The following is a 17,325-nucleotide window of genomic DNA, read 5'->3' on the forward strand; positions in this document are numbered from 1 at the left end:
AACTTGAAGGTCAAAAAATAAGGAGTGATTACTATCCATTACCAAGCGATTAATCTAAATGAGAAACTATCTGAACTTAACGATCTTTGGTCTCTGAAAGTCATTGGTGAAATGAATGACTATCAATTTAAACTCATTAAGATTGCCGGGGAGTTTGAATGGCATAGTCATGAAGAGACCGATAAGGTATTTATGGTGATCGAAGGGGAGATGATCATTGATTTTCGTGACGGTCAGGTTAAAATCTCCAAGGGTGAGATGATTGTTCTCCCGAAGGGGATCGAGATGAAGCCTTCCGCCGAAAAGGAATGCCATATCATGTTGGTGGAGCCTAGAAGCATAGTAAACAATGACGGTACTGAGTCCGAATTAACTGCAGCCAATGATACTTGGATCTAGTGTTTGTTACTAGTACGATCTCAATGTATGAGAAAATGGTTCACTTGACATTCCCACGGCTAAAGCCGCAAGGTCACTAACGTGACTGGGATTCTTGGCAGAAAATTGGGCTATCCACTTACCTGAATGTTTTGTGATACGGAGTGTACCGAGTCTGGGCTAGCACGACCTCACTATCCATGACACTTCGGCCACCCTGTACGGTCACAAGAATGGTTCCTTGTGCCAATTCATGTGATTGATGAAGCGGTAAAACATATTTGGGATGGCTCGATTACTAATGTAGTTTACGATCCTAAGACTGTCAGATTGGTCGATCTTGCTCAGTGGAAATTCCATTTTTAGCCCTTGTCTCTACAATGAAGGGCACCCAATCAGGGTGTCCTTCATTTCGCTCTATAAATGTTACGGTGAACCGTAACATTTATAGAGCGAAAATTTTTTGATGAAAACAAAGCTCACCCTAAAGAAAAAAGAGCATCGTTCGCCAATTAAAAACCTTTATCCCGATTAGCGGAATAGAGGCTTTACACACAAAAAGATCCAATCACCTGAAATGACTGGATCCTCAATCATAAACTAAATTTCAAAATCAAGAGTACCCTGTTCGGTTAATTCAAAGGGACCAGGTGTAACATCTGCATCCGGTCTCTTTGTTCCGAAGAAATCGGAATCAAAATGATATGGACTGCTGTCTGGTTCCTCAAACTTCATGTTGGCGTGATAAGTCTTTCCAAGCAGATCCGTGGTAACTAACATTGCAGAGGTTCCCCGAAGCAATTCAGGATTATGGATCTGAATGTGCACTTTGCCTAGGGCAGGATTCATCTCAATATTTACACCCATCTGTGCAACTATCTTCGCTTGGGATTCATGACGACTTGGAACCGCATCGTTAAGAAATACATTGCCACCCATAGCCACCGGAAGAACGGCATTGCCTATAAAGATATCCTTCGCCGCATCGCCAAGCTCAAGAAGCTCCTCTTTGGTGTATTCCCACCATTTTTTATCTTTCACATCAGGATGTTGATCGTAGCCGCCAAGTCCTACAGCATGCAGATAACATATGGAATTGTCCGGAACACCATCCATGACGGTCTTCCCGTCCTCTCCAACTTCATCCCTTGGTTTAAGTGGAAGATGTTCAAAAAAGGTGATGGGCACAGGCTCCTTATTAGGATCATTGTCACCCAAGAAGATATTGTTGTAGTACCTGTCATCGCCTCCAGTGATATTGGAGTATCCGGCCATGGCCGTCTCGTGAGGGAAGTGATATGGCGTAATACGAGTAATTTCGGAACGAACTACAAATCGGCCTGCAAACAAATTATGAGCAAATGCCCCGCCCTGAGCCATATTTCTGAAATTCATCGGAGAGAGAAATAGGTTATGATCGACCATATATGGACCATGGCACACCTCAACGAAGAGGTCCTCCGAAAGATTGTCAAAAAATACATTACGGCTGATGCGAGTGCCCTGTGCCTGCCAGTCCAACCAAAGCGCACGGTAACAGCTATACATTATATTTTCGCTGATTTGAGTATCCAGGGAAGCATGCAGTTTAATTCCCGCTACTTCGGCACCATGTCTGAGTCGTTTGTGGTGAATATTATAAATACGGTTCTGATAAATGTGGCTGAAGGCTGCTCCCATATGACCCACAATACCTGCCTGTTCACAATCATGAATCACATTACCTCGAACTGTGTGACTGCCGATGTTATCTTTATGCCAGCCGGAGCGTAATGCTTGTAAAATAACCTCCTGCTCGCGTTGAGTACCACCTTTACTATGCTTCTCCAAAGACTTGGTGTGCCCTGTACCGATTTCGGTACCCAGGCTAATACCAACGCATTTGGATTCACTGATTATATTGTTTTCAATAATCCAGCCCTTGCTCCAGTGAGGTCCAATCAAACCTTCCTGGTAGTCCGTAGGTGGTGCCCATTGGGGGGAGGCTTGACGAAGTGTGAAACCACTTACGGTGATATAGTTCAGTCCCGGTTTCTCAGGCCAAAAGCAATAAGGACGTACATTAATTTCTACATTTTCCGTACGAGGGTCTTTTCCACCAAAGTTGGCCCAGATTTTTGTTGTTGTAGAACCAACCTCGGCATACCATTTTAACAATGAATCCTTGGGATACTTGGCTTCGGACCAAACTTCAGGATTGTGAACGCTTTCAATACTATCGCATTCATACAATGATTTACCATCCAAATAGACATCGCCTAGATGAATTGGGAAGGGCCCGTCAAACAACCAGTCTCCACTGAGCTCTACCTCATAGGGATTGCGAACGGAAAAGAGGGAATTGGGCACTTCTGTGCTCCAGACATGGTTTCCTTCAGAATTCCAGTTGGTAATCCGTTCAGCTCCTGTAATCACGACTTCCCCGTCTCCTGCGGATCGATATACGATTCTATGCTCCGCTGTTCCTCCATTAGCCGGGTTAACCCATTCCCTGTATACTCCCGCATGAACAATAACTGTATCACCGGCCATGGCATGAGCCGCAGCGCGTGATATGGTACGAAGGGGTTGATCCGCTGTTCCTTTTCCTTGATCATTCCCATGGTTGGATACATGATATTCCATAACAACTCTCCTTCTATTTTAAAATGTTTGTTGTATCCCGTTATTATACTAGAAAATAATTATAATGGCAGAGATAGGAAGGTGTATGTTAGCCTGAATTGATATTGATAAAAGGTAAAACCAAATCCACTACCCTATGAAGTTGTGGATTTTTGCGTATTAAAGTCTTGTAGCTATTGTTAAAAGCTATGACTAGCCATGCTTTTTTCATATAACAAGCATTCCTTTTCATCATGCTATACTCATTAGAATAAAAAGTTAGAAGGAGAAATAGTTATGATACCATTTCGTAATGATCATGTAGGTAGCTTTCTACGTCCTGCAGATTTAAGTCAGGCACGTGAACAATATAAATCAGGCAACATCACATATGAGGAATTAAGAGCTGTGGAAGATAAAGAGATTATTCGAATTATTGATAAGCAAAAAGAAAATGGCGTATTGGCAGTTACGGATGGTGAATTCCGCAGAAGCTGGTGGCATTTTGATTTTCTGGGTGGCTTGGATGGCGTAGAGTTGTATGAGCAAATAGACGGACCAAAATTCCATAATATGCAAACGCGCAAGGGTGGGATTCGTGTTGTTGGTAAAGTTGATTTCTCGAGTCATCCCTTTGTTCAGGATTTTGAGTTTTTGAAAAAGCATGCAGGTGACGCTGTGGCGAAACAGACCATTCCAAGTCCCAACATGCTTCTATATCGATTGGAGAATGACGCTAATATCTATACGGACCGAGAGCAATTCCTTCAGGATACGATTGCGGCGTATCAAAAAGCAATTCAAGCCTTCTATGATGCGGGTTGTCGATACCTGCAATTAGATGATACAGCTTGGGCAGACCTGTTCTCAGAAGCTGGTCACGATAAGTTACGTGCTAAAGGTCTGGAACCGGCGGAAGAGTTGAAAACGATGCAGCGCATGATTAATGAATCCTTGTCTCATAAACCAGCAGATTTAGTGGTGACGATGCATATTTGTCGTGGTAACTATAAATCGAACTATTTCTCAACGGGTGGTTATGATTACGCTTCTGAAGTTATCTTTGGAGGCTTAAACGTAGATGGATTATTTTTAGAGTTTGATGATGAGCGCTCAGGTGGTTTCGAGCCATTAAAATATGTGAATCGAAAAGATTTGAAAATCGTGCTTGGTTTACTCACATCAAAAACAGGCGAGTTAGAGGATAAAGAACACATTAAAGCTCGGATTGCAGAGGCGGCAACCTATGTTCCACTTGAGCAACTATGTTTGAGTCCACAATGTGGTTTTTCGTCTACAGAAGAAGGCAATATTTTAACGGAAGAACAACAATGGCGTAAACTTCGTTATGTTAAGGAAATTGCAGAAGAAGTTTGGAATTAATCCATCTAAATAACGGAGGGATTCAAAATGACGATCCAAGCAGACCAAGAGACAATTATAGTTGAAGCGTTCATTAATGGTCAAAATGTAAAATCCCTTTCGCAGGTAACAAAAGAGAATCCGACAAACCCAACTGAGATCGTAGGTTATTTCCCTGTCACTACGAAAGAACAAGCGGTTGAAGCGATTGAAGCGGCCGCAGGGGCTTTTAAAACATGGAAGCAGACCCCCATTGATGAACGCATTATGATGATGCGCAAGGCGATCGAGAAGATTAGAGCAGCTGAGAATGAAATTGTACATTTGCTGTCTAGAGAGCATGGCAAGCCCCTGTATGATGCACACGGTGAAATTTATGTTTCCTTAATGTGGATGGAGTTTGCTTGTAATGAAGCTAAATCGGCTCTACAGGAAGAGATCAAAGAGCATGAGAATGGTAAAACGATTCTTTCCTATGATCCCATTGGTGTGGTGGCAGCAATTAGTCCATGGAACTATCCCATTGCTTTATCTACGATTAAGATCGCTCCTGCCTTACTTGCGGGTAACACCATTGTGCTTAAACCAAGTCCATATGCGCCACTGGCGGCAGCGAAAGTGGCAGAGATTATTGCGAGTGAGTTCCCGGCTGGTGTAATCAATGTCGTTCATGGTGATGCGGATGTGGGCGTTGAACTGACTAGTAATCCTCTTGTTACTAAAATCGCCTTTACAGGTGGAACCGCAACAGCTAAGCATATTATTAAAGCGGCTTCGGAAACGATTAAGGATATGACGCTTGAGCTTGGTGGTAATGATGCGGCTATCTTCTTGGAAAGCTTTGATGTTCATGATGAGCGAGCAATGCGCCGGATTGTCATTTCTAATTTCTTGACAGCAGGCCAGATCTGTATGATCGCCAAACGTGTGTATGTACACCGTTCTATTTATGATGAGTTTGTGGAAAAATATATAGAGGCGGCTAATCGCTGGATTCGAATTGGTGACCCATTTGATTCAAATACGACAGTAGGTCCGGTTAATAACCTGAAGCAGAAAAATTATGTGCTTGGTTTGGTTGAAGATGCGCAAAAGCGTGGGGCTAAGGTCATCCATCTCGGTCAAATTCTTGATCAGAAGCTGTTTGAACAAGGTTACTACCTACAACCTACGCTTGTCTTAGGTTGCGATGTTCATGATCCGATTGTAGTGGAGGAACAGTTTGGTCCTACGGTTCCGATTCTTCCATTTGACGATGAAGAGCAGGTTATTCATCTACACAATGAAAGCATATATGGATTGACGAGTTCTGTGTGGGGGAAAGAAGAGGATGCCATCTCCGTCGCACGTCAACTCGAAGCTGGAACGACTATGATCAATACAGCTGCTGTGCAGGGGCTCGACGTTCGGTTCCCTTTCGGTGGGGTTAAGCAATCCGGTATTGGCCGTGAATACGGCGTGGAAGGTATCCGCACTTATACAGAAAAGCATGTCATCAACGTTCCGAAGACACTGGATCTTCCTTATATACCCGAATAAATCTTATAGTACACAACTTCGCATAGTACAGGAATGTACATGTGAAATTGAATGTAGGCTCTAACTTTGCGCTTTGTTTACTGATTTTTAAGAATCAGTAGGCAGGGCGTTTTTTTGTCAGATAAGTTTGACCGCAGCAACTTTTTAGAAAAAATTAACTCATATCTAATGGAGGTGACGCTGAAAAAACAAAGAAGCCACTTCCATTGATGGAGTGGCTTTTTATTCAGCTATTATACGGTGAACGGCCGTTATTTTCTACCTAGTGTCTCCCAAATGCCATGAAGCCAGGAGTCGAATTCAGCATCTTTGTCGCCCTCGTAAGTATCATAAATATCCAGACGTGTCTTTTGCAGTTTTTCCTTAAATTGCTCGAATGTGTGACCTTCAGGAAGGCTTTTTTTAATCCGTAGCAAAATTTTGTTAGTACCTTTAAACAGCTCACCTTTGTTTTTGGCAGGCATTTGTACATCTTCATCCAACTGCTTGAGCTTTTGATATGCGGCTTCGCGCACTTGAAACACTTGATCATTTTTCAAAACATGCTGCAGCAATTTAATGGTAGGGGCTGTATTCCAGTTCCCCAATTCGTTCACCGCATTTAGTCTTTCTCTCCAGCTTGACGTCCGGTTAGCCGCTCGTTTGAGCTCTTCAAAGTTCTCCGGTAGTTCGTTAACTGCTCCAATATCATGGTTGTTCGTCAAAATTCAATCTCCTTAATCATCGCCATCTCGGCAGAATGATGAATGTTATTTATGTGATCACTATTATAGCACGAACCTGACTAAACTACTCCTATGAAGCCGATTGGTTAGCCTTTTCCTTAATGAAGTCCACCATATACACCCAACCAATCAGTCCACATAAGACAAAACCAAACGCATGCAGAGATCCGTATATGGGAATGAAATCGAGTATGGTTAAGGAGTACATATTTTTCAGTAACGGATAGAAGATGGAAATGACAACAACCGTGTAAAAGGCTAGACAAGAAAGGCCTAAGAAGAAGGCTGCCTTAATATCCAAAGCATTTTTCCTCAAGTAAGCAAGGAGATAAGCGGTGTAAACCACAATATTGCAGGCGAACAAACTGACACCAATGTATTCAATCGGCTTGGAGAAAATCATACCAATAGCAATCAATATGGGTCCGATGATATCGATGGCAACAACCCAGGGATACCAACTTTTCTTCGTCATGATGCGTCCCAGTGCACCAATAAAAATCGGAACGATCGCAGATGAGAAATGAAAGTGGAGCGAGCTTAACGCGTGCGTTGCAGGATTAGCTTGAAAGAGGGTCAATTGATATTGATATAAGGTAAACCAAATGCCCCCGATAAAAAAATAAACGAGCCCCGCACCAATCGCTATTTCAGCTGCTTTTCCTTTAGAGATTACAATCGTGGTCAAGCCATAGATGCCAAGCAGCAGTGTGAACAGTAGCCATCCAAGAGACAGAATCCCTGGGATTTCCGTACTTTCTAACCCCCACATCTTATTACTCATTACCGAGGCCAGGGTAAGAAGCGCAGCGGGAAATTGAAGCCATTTCATAGCAACATAAATCATTCGTTGATGTTTATTCTTTTCGTCATGGTTCAAAAGTGAAATCACAAGAGGTACAATGACAAAAGCCGCAAAAAGCAGAAATTTTTCAACAAGTTCGATTTGGAAGTAATCAAGGGAAAATATCAGAATGGTTATGATTCCACCGGGAAACACGGGTGCTAATAATGATTTCATTCGTTGCTTCAAGGAACTATTCATGGGGTTTCCTTTCTAACTACGTTTATCGTAATAACTGCCTTTATCCAGTTGTGTTGCATTCTTTAGTATAGATTGGCAATTCTTCTTTTAGTAGTCTAACACATTTATTTGTCAATATATGAAAATAAGCTTATCTTACTGGGGTTGATGGAGTCATGGGAAATAGCCCTTCCGCTTTTCAAAGACTTTCGCGATAAAGGAGCTGTGGTATCAAATGAATAAGGATAAAAGTATAGAAATGAAATACTCTTCAAAAGCAGGGGACATTCTACAGCAGATCAATAGTAAAACTAAGCTAGGCGAATTACGAAAAATCGCAAAGGATATTAAAAAAGATCACGAACTAGCTATGGAACTTTGGTCGACCGAAGCGTTTTTGCCCAGACTATTAGCTATTTTAATTATGAATAAAAAACTTCTCTCACAAGAATTGCTCAATAAGTTTGATAAGGATATGCAGACTCACACTTTTGATGAGCGAAATAACTTAATGGATTGGTTAATGGCTAATCAGCTCACCAAAGACAAGAAGACCATTGCATTGATGGAGTCATGGGAAAAAAGTCCTTCTGCTCTTCAAAGGCGAGCTTTTTGGTATTATCAAGCGCGATTGAGATGGACCGGACAAACGCCTCCTGATAACACCGAGGACTTACTATCTGCAATTGAAGCTAGTATTACGCAGGAAGAGCCGGAAGTTCAGTGGGCTATGAATTTCATTGCAGGCTGGATAGGCATTTATGATCAAAAGTATCGTGCACGTTGTATAAAACTTGGTGAGAATACAGGTCTTTATAAAGATGAAATGGTATCAAAGGGCTGTACTCCTAATTATTTGCCAGAGTTCATTGCAATTGAAGTTAACAAACGAAATAAGAATTAGTTATCCCTGAAAAGTTCAATTAAGATGAATTAATTTTGGCGGATCAACCGCTTGGACTTTGAGATAAGTGGTAGTAAAGGGGATTGTGTAGAGAGATTATCGGAGTCTAACAGTTTATGTTGAGCGCATGATTGTCCTCCAGGACGGCGTAAATAGGAATCGATACGTACTATACAATAATTAACAGCACGAACAACATCTCAACGTTTTATGGCATTCGCTGATTTAGCGTCTTCTGCAAAAAAAACGAATAAGAGGTCAATCCACTCTCCTAAATATGATGGTGATCGATCTTTTTTGAATGCATACTTCTATCATCTAAACCAACATGAATTGGTGAGTAAGATAAAAAGGCAGAGAGACTTATAATTAGTCTCCCTGCTTTTCAGTTTGTATTTATTTTGATACTGGGGTGTATTCATTTACTTCAAATGTAATGATTTTATCGAAGATGATATAGTCTTTCCTACTATTGAATTGTCCAATGTTATTTTGAAGTTTATTGATTGCAAACATGATAGGTCCGGTACCAGATGCTTTTTCTTCATACCACTTAATGAAGGCATTTACATCCGTCATAGAGAGATCGTACTCTTTTTCTAAGCCAGTATTAAAGGTGATTTTAAAGATTGCTCTTTCTATCGCTATTTGAGCTTGTGGCGTAGCAGAAACTTGGTTAGAAGGTGCGCTATCCCCATCTTCATTAGCGGCTGTAATCTCGTAATAGTATGTAGTTCCATTGATAACATCAATATCTGTGTACGTAGTTGAAGTTACAGTTGCAATCGTTTCAAATGGGCCACCAGAAGTGAGTGAGCGTTTGACGTTATATGTAACTGCATTACTGACTGAAGTCCACTTAAGATCAACCTTAGCGACCTGAGCTTGTGCACTCAGAGTTGGAGAAGCGATACCTTGATTAATCAAATAACCGGTTTGATCAATATCAATAGCATCTAAAACCCAACGTTTTGTATCAGTGGATTTTATTTGAACAGTATGTTTACCAGATTTTAAATTTTCCACACCGAACACGAGAGCCTTATTAACTGGTGTTGCTGTTCCAGAAGAATTAGCTGGAGAATAATCGACTCCATCAATTGTAACAATCAATTTCGTTGTGTAATCCTGATACATTGTACCAATAATTCTTAATTGAGTACCATAAAATGTGAATGTTACAGATTGAGAAGAATCCGTAGGGTTATTTGGGATGAAATGCAACGTATTACCAAAAAAATTAGGGCCGGTTTCTTCCTTCCACTGACCGCCATTATACGAAATTTTTTTGTCAGCATCGTCTATTCTTTGCCATCCCGACTCAGCAACCGATAATTGCTGACCAACTGTTGCGGCCGATACACTTGAAACGAAAAGTGACGAAACTAAAATAAATAGCGCTATGAAACCTAATGTAACCTTTATTTCCTTAAACATTGAGATACCTCCAAAACTAGTGATTTATTAATAGATGTATAATATCTTGTGTAGAAAATATTGTCTAAACATAACATGGGATATTATGTAAATTTTGATTGTTGTGATTTAAAAGCATAATTTATAAATGAAATTACTCTGCTAGCTACGATAGACTGACCGGCCGTTAACGGAAATTTTCTATTTATTTTGCTGCCTTGATATGTCCCAGTATTAATCAATTTGCGATTCACGTCTGTATATGACAAACAAAAAGAACCTCACCATGGCGAGGTTCTTGAATATTAAAGTGACACTACTAATCACTATAATTGGTGTGAAACCAATTTTTTAACTCTTCACTCATTATCTCATACTCCTTCTCAGTAGCCTTCGGATGCAATTCGATTCCTCCAGAAGGTCCGAAAATAACGATGTCTAGGCTCGTTTCGTCTGTAAATGTAATTTTTCCATCATTGTTCGATCCAAACACATCACCTGCATCAAAAGGTCTAAGTTCTGCATCTTGTATCATTTGGATAACCGTATTTTTTTCTTCCTCGCTTAATATGGTGGGATTAATCATGCCTGAGATCCGTCCAGCACTTAGTGCTAAATCACTTGGCTCCGCATCTTTAAACTTCCATCCCAGTCGTATATACCAAGCAAAGTAAGGCCAAATTGCCATAATTAATCCTATTATTAAGATAAAAACACCTATGATACCTGTCAAACAATCAGATCCTCTATATGTTAAGTATTAGTCTAATATAAAAAACAGTAAGAACACCACTCTAAAAACTAGTCCCCAATTTTATCTAGGAACTATACATAATGCGATTAATTTAATGTATCGAATTCACTGTAATCGAACTGAGTATCAGTCTATTACGTTCTTGTTCAGTTTTTGTTTAGAGTTAATGATTATACTAAAATTCGCAACAAATCTGGAGACGGGAAGAAGGTAATAAATGTTGCTATAGTTCTTTTTGAACAGGGTAGGTTATAGACGAATAAACACAAGAAGTTTGCTGTATTAGGGATATTTACATTTCAATTTTGTACGGAGGACTAGATATGAACAACAATGGCTTTAGAAAATTTATTTCAATTGCGCTTACGGTCTGTCTAATATTTGGGCTTAGTGGTCTTACTCCTTTAGACGGCTCAGTGGCCAATGCGGCAATCGCTCCGACTATGGCGGAGACGAACTACGACCAGTACCAAGTCAAGTTAACTGCCGACCCGGTGACAGATGCGCCACCTAGTGGTTTTGGCACAGCGGCATCAGACGGACGTATTTGGACTGACAAGAGCGTTACAGCAGAGGGTGATGGCAGTTTTAATGTCAAATTGTCAGCGTTAGCACAAGAATATATGACGGCAAATTCGACCAATCCAGGTGTCGGGGGGAGCGGCAATGCTGACGGTCCTGCGGCGGACGTAACCTTTATTTTGGACATGAGTTCGTCTATGGGAAATCTAAATGGGAGAGAAATAGCAGAAACAGCAGGTGGACCTGGTGTGTACTATCGTGTCGAAGCGATGGCCAAGGCAGCCAATGATGCAATCCGCACAGTCATGGATGCGAATCCCAATAACCGCGTTGCGGTTTATTGGTTTGGAGGATCGGCTAGCTCCAACCACCTTGGCACTTTTATGGAACTAGGACACTACGTATTTAGTTCAGGACATGGAACGGAAGATTATTTGAAATATGCAACATCGAACCAAAACATCACATTGAACAGCAATCTAGTCAAGGATGGTACGGCCGTTGGAACGAAGTCGGCAGTCTCGCTAGGGGCAGGTACGCCAACGCAGGACGGTATCATGTATGGTGTCTCCAAGACGATGAGCAGTGTGGGAACTAAGGGCACGGGACCTAAGCGCCAGCCTTACTTGTTCCTTCTATCAGATGGGGCGGCAATTCATGCCAAGAAGGCATGGTATACTTCGCCCAAAGGCAAATCGTTTGAAACTGATTTTCAGAATGCGGTAACCGAAGCTACAACGATTGCAAACTACAATCAGAGTGGCACTGATGGTACCAAATACGTACCAGCTACTGCCGGTACCAGTCTGGCCAATACAGGTGATCCGGAAATTGCTGCGCTGACTATACTCACGGGCGCATATATGAAGGGTCTTTTAGATAATCAGTACACTGCATACAATGGAGGAGAATCCACTAAAGCCAAAGTGTATACAGTGGGACTGGGTTCCACAACGGCAATTAACGGACCGTATAATGGTAACCAGCCAGTCTACGCATGGGCAGGTCTTGACCCGAAAAGAGTCAACGATCATAAGGAAGACAGTAGTTATAACTATGGTACGGCAAAGAATACCTATGACAAGCTGAAAACGTATGCTGCTCAGGGGCCAAATGGTTTTAACTACGCAGACTCTTTTGTTTACAGTAATTATTACACATTCGCTCCAACCTATGACATTGTGAGTTCAGCTTTTGCTGGGTTGGCCAATGATGTAGAAGCTACTACGACCATACTTCCGCTTCTCAATATACCGGAGACTACCGATCTTGGCTCAGAGACAGCCGATATAGCAAGTGCAATTGTTGTTGCAGACGAAATCAGCGAGGACTTTAATGTTGATCTGTCCACGTTGAAAATCGTTGACGCTGTCGCAACGGTGGATGCAACTACAACGATAAATGGCGGTACAGCGTATCAATTCGCTGGATACGGAAGTAAAGCCGTCATTAAGACAGTCGCAGGTGTTACCAGTCTCACTTGGTATATCGACGCAGAAGATATGCAACGGCATATTTATCGCTTCAAGAACCGGACAAGCCCAAAGTCGGGAGAATATAGTGCACCAACAGACGGTTCATTTGCACTCAACTATAAAGTAAAACCTACTTTTCGGGTATCTCCCAATAATGTAGGAAACATATCTCGCTACCTGAATTCAGGTAATGCCATGGATGGGGCCAAAACAGCGGCTTATTTCTTCCCGCCTACGGACAGCCCTTACTATCTTGCTTTAACGAGTAAGCAGACGATCTCCAAATCAGATGGAATTGGTGCAACCTATGTAACCGAGGAGTCACTGAATAATGGAAGAGCGACGATGAAACTTGGAAACAACGGTAAGCTTGATCTGAAGATGGGGATTGACAAGACAGGTCCTGCAACGATTCAGACCAACGGATCTATAAACTACACAGTCACAATCTATAACTATACGAATACAACAAAAACAGGTCTTAGTGTCACCAGTGAGGGCCAAACACAAACGGGAATTGATGTACCCGCGAATAGCAGTAAGGTGCTGAGCTTCACGAAAACGGCACCAGGTACACCGCAAACTGTGATCAGCGACAATGCTGTAATTTCGGGTATTAATCTTGGCTCTAATACAGTAACTACCAATGTAACGGATGTGACAACAGCTGTAGTCACCACGCATGTCATCGAAGCCATTGGAGGCACGACTGAAGGGGATAACACCTACAGTATTGGTGACTCAGCAACAATTAAGGCAAGCGCAGATCAAGGATATTCATTCGTGGGATGGTACGACAACCAAGCAGGCACTGGTACTCCAGTAAGTACAAGTGCAGCATATACGTTTACCGTTCAGACGGATGTAGGCTATTATGCTAAATATGTTATGCTGCCAGTCGCGGAGAATGACACGTATAGTGTCTTAAGAGGAGATACGCTCACCGTTTCGGCACTAGAGGGCATCTTGATGAACGATACGGATGCGGAGGGACGTCCACTTACGGCGGGGGCTATCAGCTCTGTCAGCGACCCGAGCAAGGGCACTCTGAATGTAAGTCCTGACGGATCATTCACATTCGTGGCAGATGAGGAAGCATCCGGTGACGTGACGTTTACCTACCAAGCAGACAATGGCATCGCCCAGTCAAACGTAGCTACGGTGACGATTGCGATTACTCTACCAGTTTCTACGCATGAGCCTATTGCGGAGAATGACACCTATCGCATTAAGAGTGGAGATACACTCACTGTTCCAGTTGAGGCAGGTATACTCACGAACGATACCGATGATGAGAATCATCCGCTTACGGCGATGAATGTCAGCTCAATCAGTGATCCAAGCATGGGCACGCTGAATGTGAGCCCTGACGGATCGTTCACGTTCATTGCGGAGGAGAATGCTTCCGGTAATGTTACGTTTACCTATCAAGCCTTTGACGGAACCGTTTATTCGAGTGTAGCTACGGTGACGATCACAATTACGTTGCCAATCAATACACATGTCATTGGAAATGTCGGGGGCACGACTAATGGTGACGATGCTTATGGGCTTGGCGAATCGGCAACAATTGCGTCTAACCCAAGTCTGGGCTATTCATTCGTGGGATGGTATGAGAACGAAGAAGGCACAGGTATTCCAGTAAGCACGGATGCGTCATACACCTTTACTGTTCAGACAGCCGGAGACTATTATGCAAAATTCAGAGCGGTGCCAGTTGCCGAGAATGACAGCTATCAGGTTGCAAGAGGGGGTAAACTTACCGTCCCGGCAGAAAAAGGAATTTTACTCAACGACACTAGCGTAGGGAATGATACGCTCACAGCAGTGAATATTAGTTCAGTTAGCGAAGCAAGCAAGGGTACGCTGACGGCCAGCTCGGATGGCTCATTCACGTTTGAGGCAAAAGAGGAAGCATCAGGAAGTGTGACGTTCACATATCAAGCTTCTGACGGAACAGGTCAGTCCAACATTGCTACGGTGACGATCACAATTACCAACCCGAGCATTGTTGGAACGGTGACGGATAAGAAAACCGGAGATCCGGTATCCGGGGCGACAGTCATTTTACGTGACCTTGCAGGTAAAGAGAAGGAGCGGTTCACGACAGGTTCAAATGGTAAATACAATTTTGAGAATGTCGTGATCAATAAATATATTCTAGAAGTGGTTAGCGATGAGTACAGCTTTGCTCATCGAGAAATCTCAGTATCCACGATCAACGTTAATACGAATGGAGTTGTCATCCAAGACTTTGAGCTTGTCGAGTTTGAAATGACATTGACGGCCAACCCATCGTCCATACTTGGTAACGGCGCGTCAACATCCGTCTTTAAGGCGGTGGTGACTGATAAAGAGGGTCATCCTCAGGCAGGGATTCAAGTCGTATTTAAAGTGCCGGATACAACATACGGCCATTTTGCTGGGAACTTGAATATGATAAGCGTCTTGACGGACGCACACGGAATCGCAACTACAACCTTCACGGCGGCTATACTTGGCGGTACGGAATCTACATCTATTCCATTAACGGCAACGGTTGCTGATAGCCCAAGAGATCTCTACGTGAGTGATACGATTCATATTACGATCACCCCTGGTGTTATTACGGGTATCGTCACAGACCAAGCGGGTCACCCCGTAGCAGGCGCTTTGATTAAAGTGAGCAAAGATTTTGATGGTGATGGTATTACTGATTTTCATGCTGTTGCAGTTACAGCGGGCGATGGAGCATACACCCTAGCTATACCGCAGGGTAATGTGACATACGATGTATCCATTACAAAGCAAGTAGAGATTGGTGGACAGAAAAAACCCGTCACGTTTAATCAGAGTGTTCCAGTAAATGCTAGTGTGGATGGTCGATCCTTTGAGGGAAATAAAACAGTCTCTGGTGTTGTCTTGGTAGAAACATCGCAGGGTGGCTCCCTGGCACTCAACGGAACTGTGGGCGGCGGTTACACGGTGTTGATCAATGACGGCAATGGGACTCATACAGGCCAAATTGATTCTAATGGAATATTTAATATCGACAGTGTACTTAAGGGCATCTACACTGCCGATGTCATCTATAACATTCCGCTCCCGGGCGGTGGAACACAACCTGTTGTTGTTGGTCATGCTGATATTGAGATTAGTTCAGAAGGACAAATCAGCATTAGTGAGGTGCTCATTGACCCCTACGGTACAATTACCGATTCCGTGACGGGTCATCCAATATCCGGTGCAATCGTTACGCTTCATTACAGCAACGGAACGGTGGTCAACTTGCCACCGGTGGGCAACTTCCCGCCAGCGGATAACGCGAACCCGCAGACGAGTGATGCGACTGGGCAGTATGCGTTCATGGTATTTCCTCATACGGACTACTACTTAACCGCGACCAAGGCAGGATATAAGGATTTCGACAGCAGAGTTGTCGATACGAAGCAGCCACTAATTCATGTAGGTACGGAGATCGTACTGTATGACTTTAGCATGACGCCACTGCCGTCATCCAACGGAGGGGGATCTCCAGTTGTAACGACTGATCCTGTAGCGCCACCAGTCACAACGACTGAGCCTGCACCACCGAAGACCATAACGACCAAGCCCATTGACTTTGCCACAGCTATCCTTGTGGACAAAATGAAGGGCAGAGAAGATGATATTCTAACCTTCACGGTGATTTACGCCAATAAAACGTTGACTGAGGCTGATGGCTTGTATGTTAAAGCTACGATCCCGGCCGGAATGAGTTTAGTTGATGCTAACGGCGGCGTCGTTACCGGCCAAGAAATAAAATGGAATGTTGGGAAGCTGGCAGGAGACACACGAGGCCAACTGACGTTTAAACTAAAGGTTAACGAAATGACCGAGGGCGAGAACTATGCTTCTGTTACGGCTGTGATCGGCTCAGATCATAAGCTTACGCTTGTGAATACGCAGGACGATACGTCCTTGATTAAAGTGATGTTGTACTCTAACCGTTATGAGCACAAACATGATCGATATATTATGGGGTACCCAGACGGTAATGTGAAACCTGAAAAGCTCATCACTCGTGCAGAGATTGCAGCTATTTTTGCCCGTACACTTCATTTGCAAGATGAGGTTCGACAAATCAAGCTGTACAGCGATGTCGCTACGGATTACTGGGGTGCCAATTATATCGAAGCTGTTGCAAATAAAGGGATATTCAAAGGCTATGCGGATCATACATTCAGACCGGATCAGCCCATTACAAGAGCAGAGCTGGCGACAGCCATTGCGCGTTATCTCGGCGTTGCCAAAGAGCTGAAGATGGACCCTATCTTGAGAATTAGCTCGTTTACAGATATTGAGGGGAACTGGGCAGAGCAGTCTATCGATGAAGTTTTCCGTTTTGGTATCGTATCAGGGTATAAGGATGCTTCTTTCCAACCTGGAAGTCAGATTACCCGAGAGGAAGCCGTTAAGATGATTAATGGGATGCTGTATAGAGGTCCTCTGACTGGAGCAGAACCTTCATATCCGGACAACCGTTTGGACAAATGGTCATATGGACATGTCGAGGAAGCCACAAGAACCCATACGTATAAGATCAATGAAGATGGCTCCGAAACGATGATCAAGTACATCCCGGAAGATCTGTGGTAATCTCG

10 protein-coding genes are annotated in these 17,325 nt (G+C 43.0%); 5 read left to right on the forward strand and 5 right to left on the reverse strand.

Going from position 1 to position 17,325, the window contains the following annotated elements:
* The first annotated feature begins 33 nt into the window (after positions 1-33).
* Positions 34-399 (forward strand): cupin domain-containing protein, encoded by a 366-nt coding sequence (locus tag MHI01_RS18990; RefSeq protein ID WP_026010820.1) that lies wholly within the window; start codon positions 34-36, stop codon positions 397-399.
* A 579-nt stretch (positions 400-978) separates the two neighbouring features.
* On the opposite strand, the gene MHI01_RS18995 is transcribed toward MHI01_RS18990, so the two are convergent.
* Positions 979-3,003 carry a right-handed parallel beta-helix repeat-containing protein gene (locus tag MHI01_RS18995; protein ID WP_340983817.1) on the reverse strand — a complete coding sequence of 675 codons (2,025 nt, stop codon included), beginning with the start codon at positions 3,001-3,003 and terminating at the stop codon, positions 979-981.
* Between the two features lie 276 nt (positions 3,004-3,279).
* On the opposite strand from MHI01_RS18995, the gene MHI01_RS19000 reads away from it, so the two are divergent.
* Both MHI01_RS19000 and MHI01_RS19005 read left to right on the forward strand, forming a co-directional pair.
* The gene (locus MHI01_RS19000; RefSeq protein ID WP_340983818.1) at positions 3,280-4,365 is read left to right on the forward strand and encodes a 5-methyltetrahydropteroyltriglutamate--homocysteine S-methyltransferase; all 1,086 of its coding nucleotides are present in this window, start codon (positions 3,280-3,282) and stop codon (positions 4,363-4,365) included.
* Positions 4,366-4,392: 27 nt separating this feature from the next.
* Positions 4,393-5,883, forward strand: a complete 1,491-nt coding sequence (locus MHI01_RS19005; RefSeq protein WP_340983819.1) for an aldehyde dehydrogenase family protein — start codon at positions 4,393-4,395, stop codon at positions 5,881-5,883.
* A gap of 251 nt (positions 5,884-6,134) precedes the next feature.
* Here the strand turns inward: MHI01_RS19005 and MHI01_RS19010 are convergent, their stop codons facing one another.
* On the reverse strand, positions 6,135-6,587 hold the full coding sequence (locus MHI01_RS19010; RefSeq protein ID WP_017691470.1) for a HEAT repeat domain-containing protein: 453 nt from the start codon (positions 6,585-6,587) through the stop codon (positions 6,135-6,137).
* A 91-nt stretch (positions 6,588-6,678) separates the two neighbouring features.
* On the reverse strand, positions 6,679-7,653 hold the full coding sequence (locus MHI01_RS19015) for a YndJ family transporter (protein ID WP_340983820.1): 975 nt from the start codon (positions 7,651-7,653) through the stop codon (positions 6,679-6,681).
* Positions 7,654-7,867: 214 nt separating this feature from the next.
* Between MHI01_RS19015 and MHI01_RS19020 the strand changes: the two genes are divergently transcribed.
* Complete coding sequence (locus MHI01_RS19020) at positions 7,868-8,536, forward strand: DNA alkylation repair protein (protein WP_340983821.1); 669 nt, start codon at positions 7,868-7,870, stop codon at positions 8,534-8,536.
* Between the two features lie 396 nt (positions 8,537-8,932).
* On the opposite strand, the gene MHI01_RS19025 is transcribed toward MHI01_RS19020, so the two are convergent.
* Both MHI01_RS19025 and MHI01_RS19030 read right to left on the reverse strand, forming a co-directional pair.
* The gene (locus MHI01_RS19025; protein ID WP_051449798.1) at positions 8,933-9,973 is read right to left on the reverse strand and encodes a hypothetical protein; all 1,041 of its coding nucleotides are present in this window, start codon (positions 9,971-9,973) and stop codon (positions 8,933-8,935) included.
* A gap of 298 nt (positions 9,974-10,271) precedes the next feature.
* Positions 10,272-10,685, reverse strand: a complete 414-nt coding sequence (locus MHI01_RS19030) for a DUF6199 family natural product biosynthesis protein (protein ID WP_340983822.1) — start codon at positions 10,683-10,685, stop codon at positions 10,272-10,274.
* Between the two features lie 344 nt (positions 10,686-11,029).
* Here MHI01_RS19030 and MHI01_RS19035 point away from each other — a divergent pair, with 344 nt between their 5' ends.
* Positions 11,030-17,320 carry an Ig-like domain-containing protein gene (locus MHI01_RS19035; protein ID WP_340983823.1) on the forward strand — a complete coding sequence of 2,097 codons (6,291 nt, stop codon included), beginning with the start codon at positions 11,030-11,032 and terminating at the stop codon, positions 17,318-17,320.
* Positions 17,321-17,325 lie beyond the last annotated feature (5 nt).

This window comes from Paenibacillus sp. FSL M7-0656 (assembly GCF_038003225.1).
Classification (GTDB): domain Bacteria; phylum Bacillota; class Bacilli; order Paenibacillales; family Paenibacillaceae; genus Paenibacillus; species Paenibacillus amylolyticus.

What these genes read in the sequence shown, in the direction of transcription:
- MHI01_RS19035 (WP_340983823.1), top strand. Translation starts at nt 11,030, where the DNA reads ATGAACAACAATGGCTTTAGAAAATTTATTTCAATTGCGCTTACGGTC.
- MHI01_RS19020 (WP_340983821.1), top strand. Translation starts at nt 7,868, where the DNA reads ATGAATAAGGATAAAAGTATAGAAATGAAATACTCTTCAAAAGCAGGG.
- MHI01_RS19005 (WP_340983819.1), top strand. Translation starts at nt 4,393, where the DNA reads ATGACGATCCAAGCAGACCAAGAGACAATTATAGTTGAAGCGTTCATT.
- MHI01_RS19025 (WP_051449798.1), bottom strand. Translation starts at nt 9,973, where the DNA reads ATGTTTAAGGAAATAAAGGTTACATTAGGTTTCATAGCGCTATTTATT.
- MHI01_RS19015 (WP_340983820.1), bottom strand. Translation starts at nt 7,653, where the DNA reads ATGAATAGTTCCTTGAAGCAACGAATGAAATCATTATTAGCACCCGTG.
- MHI01_RS18995 (WP_340983817.1), bottom strand. Translation starts at nt 3,003, where the DNA reads ATGGAATATCATGTATCCAACCATGGGAATGATCAAGGAAAAGGAACA.
- MHI01_RS19000 (WP_340983818.1), top strand. Translation starts at nt 3,280, where the DNA reads ATGATACCATTTCGTAATGATCATGTAGGTAGCTTTCTACGTCCTGCA.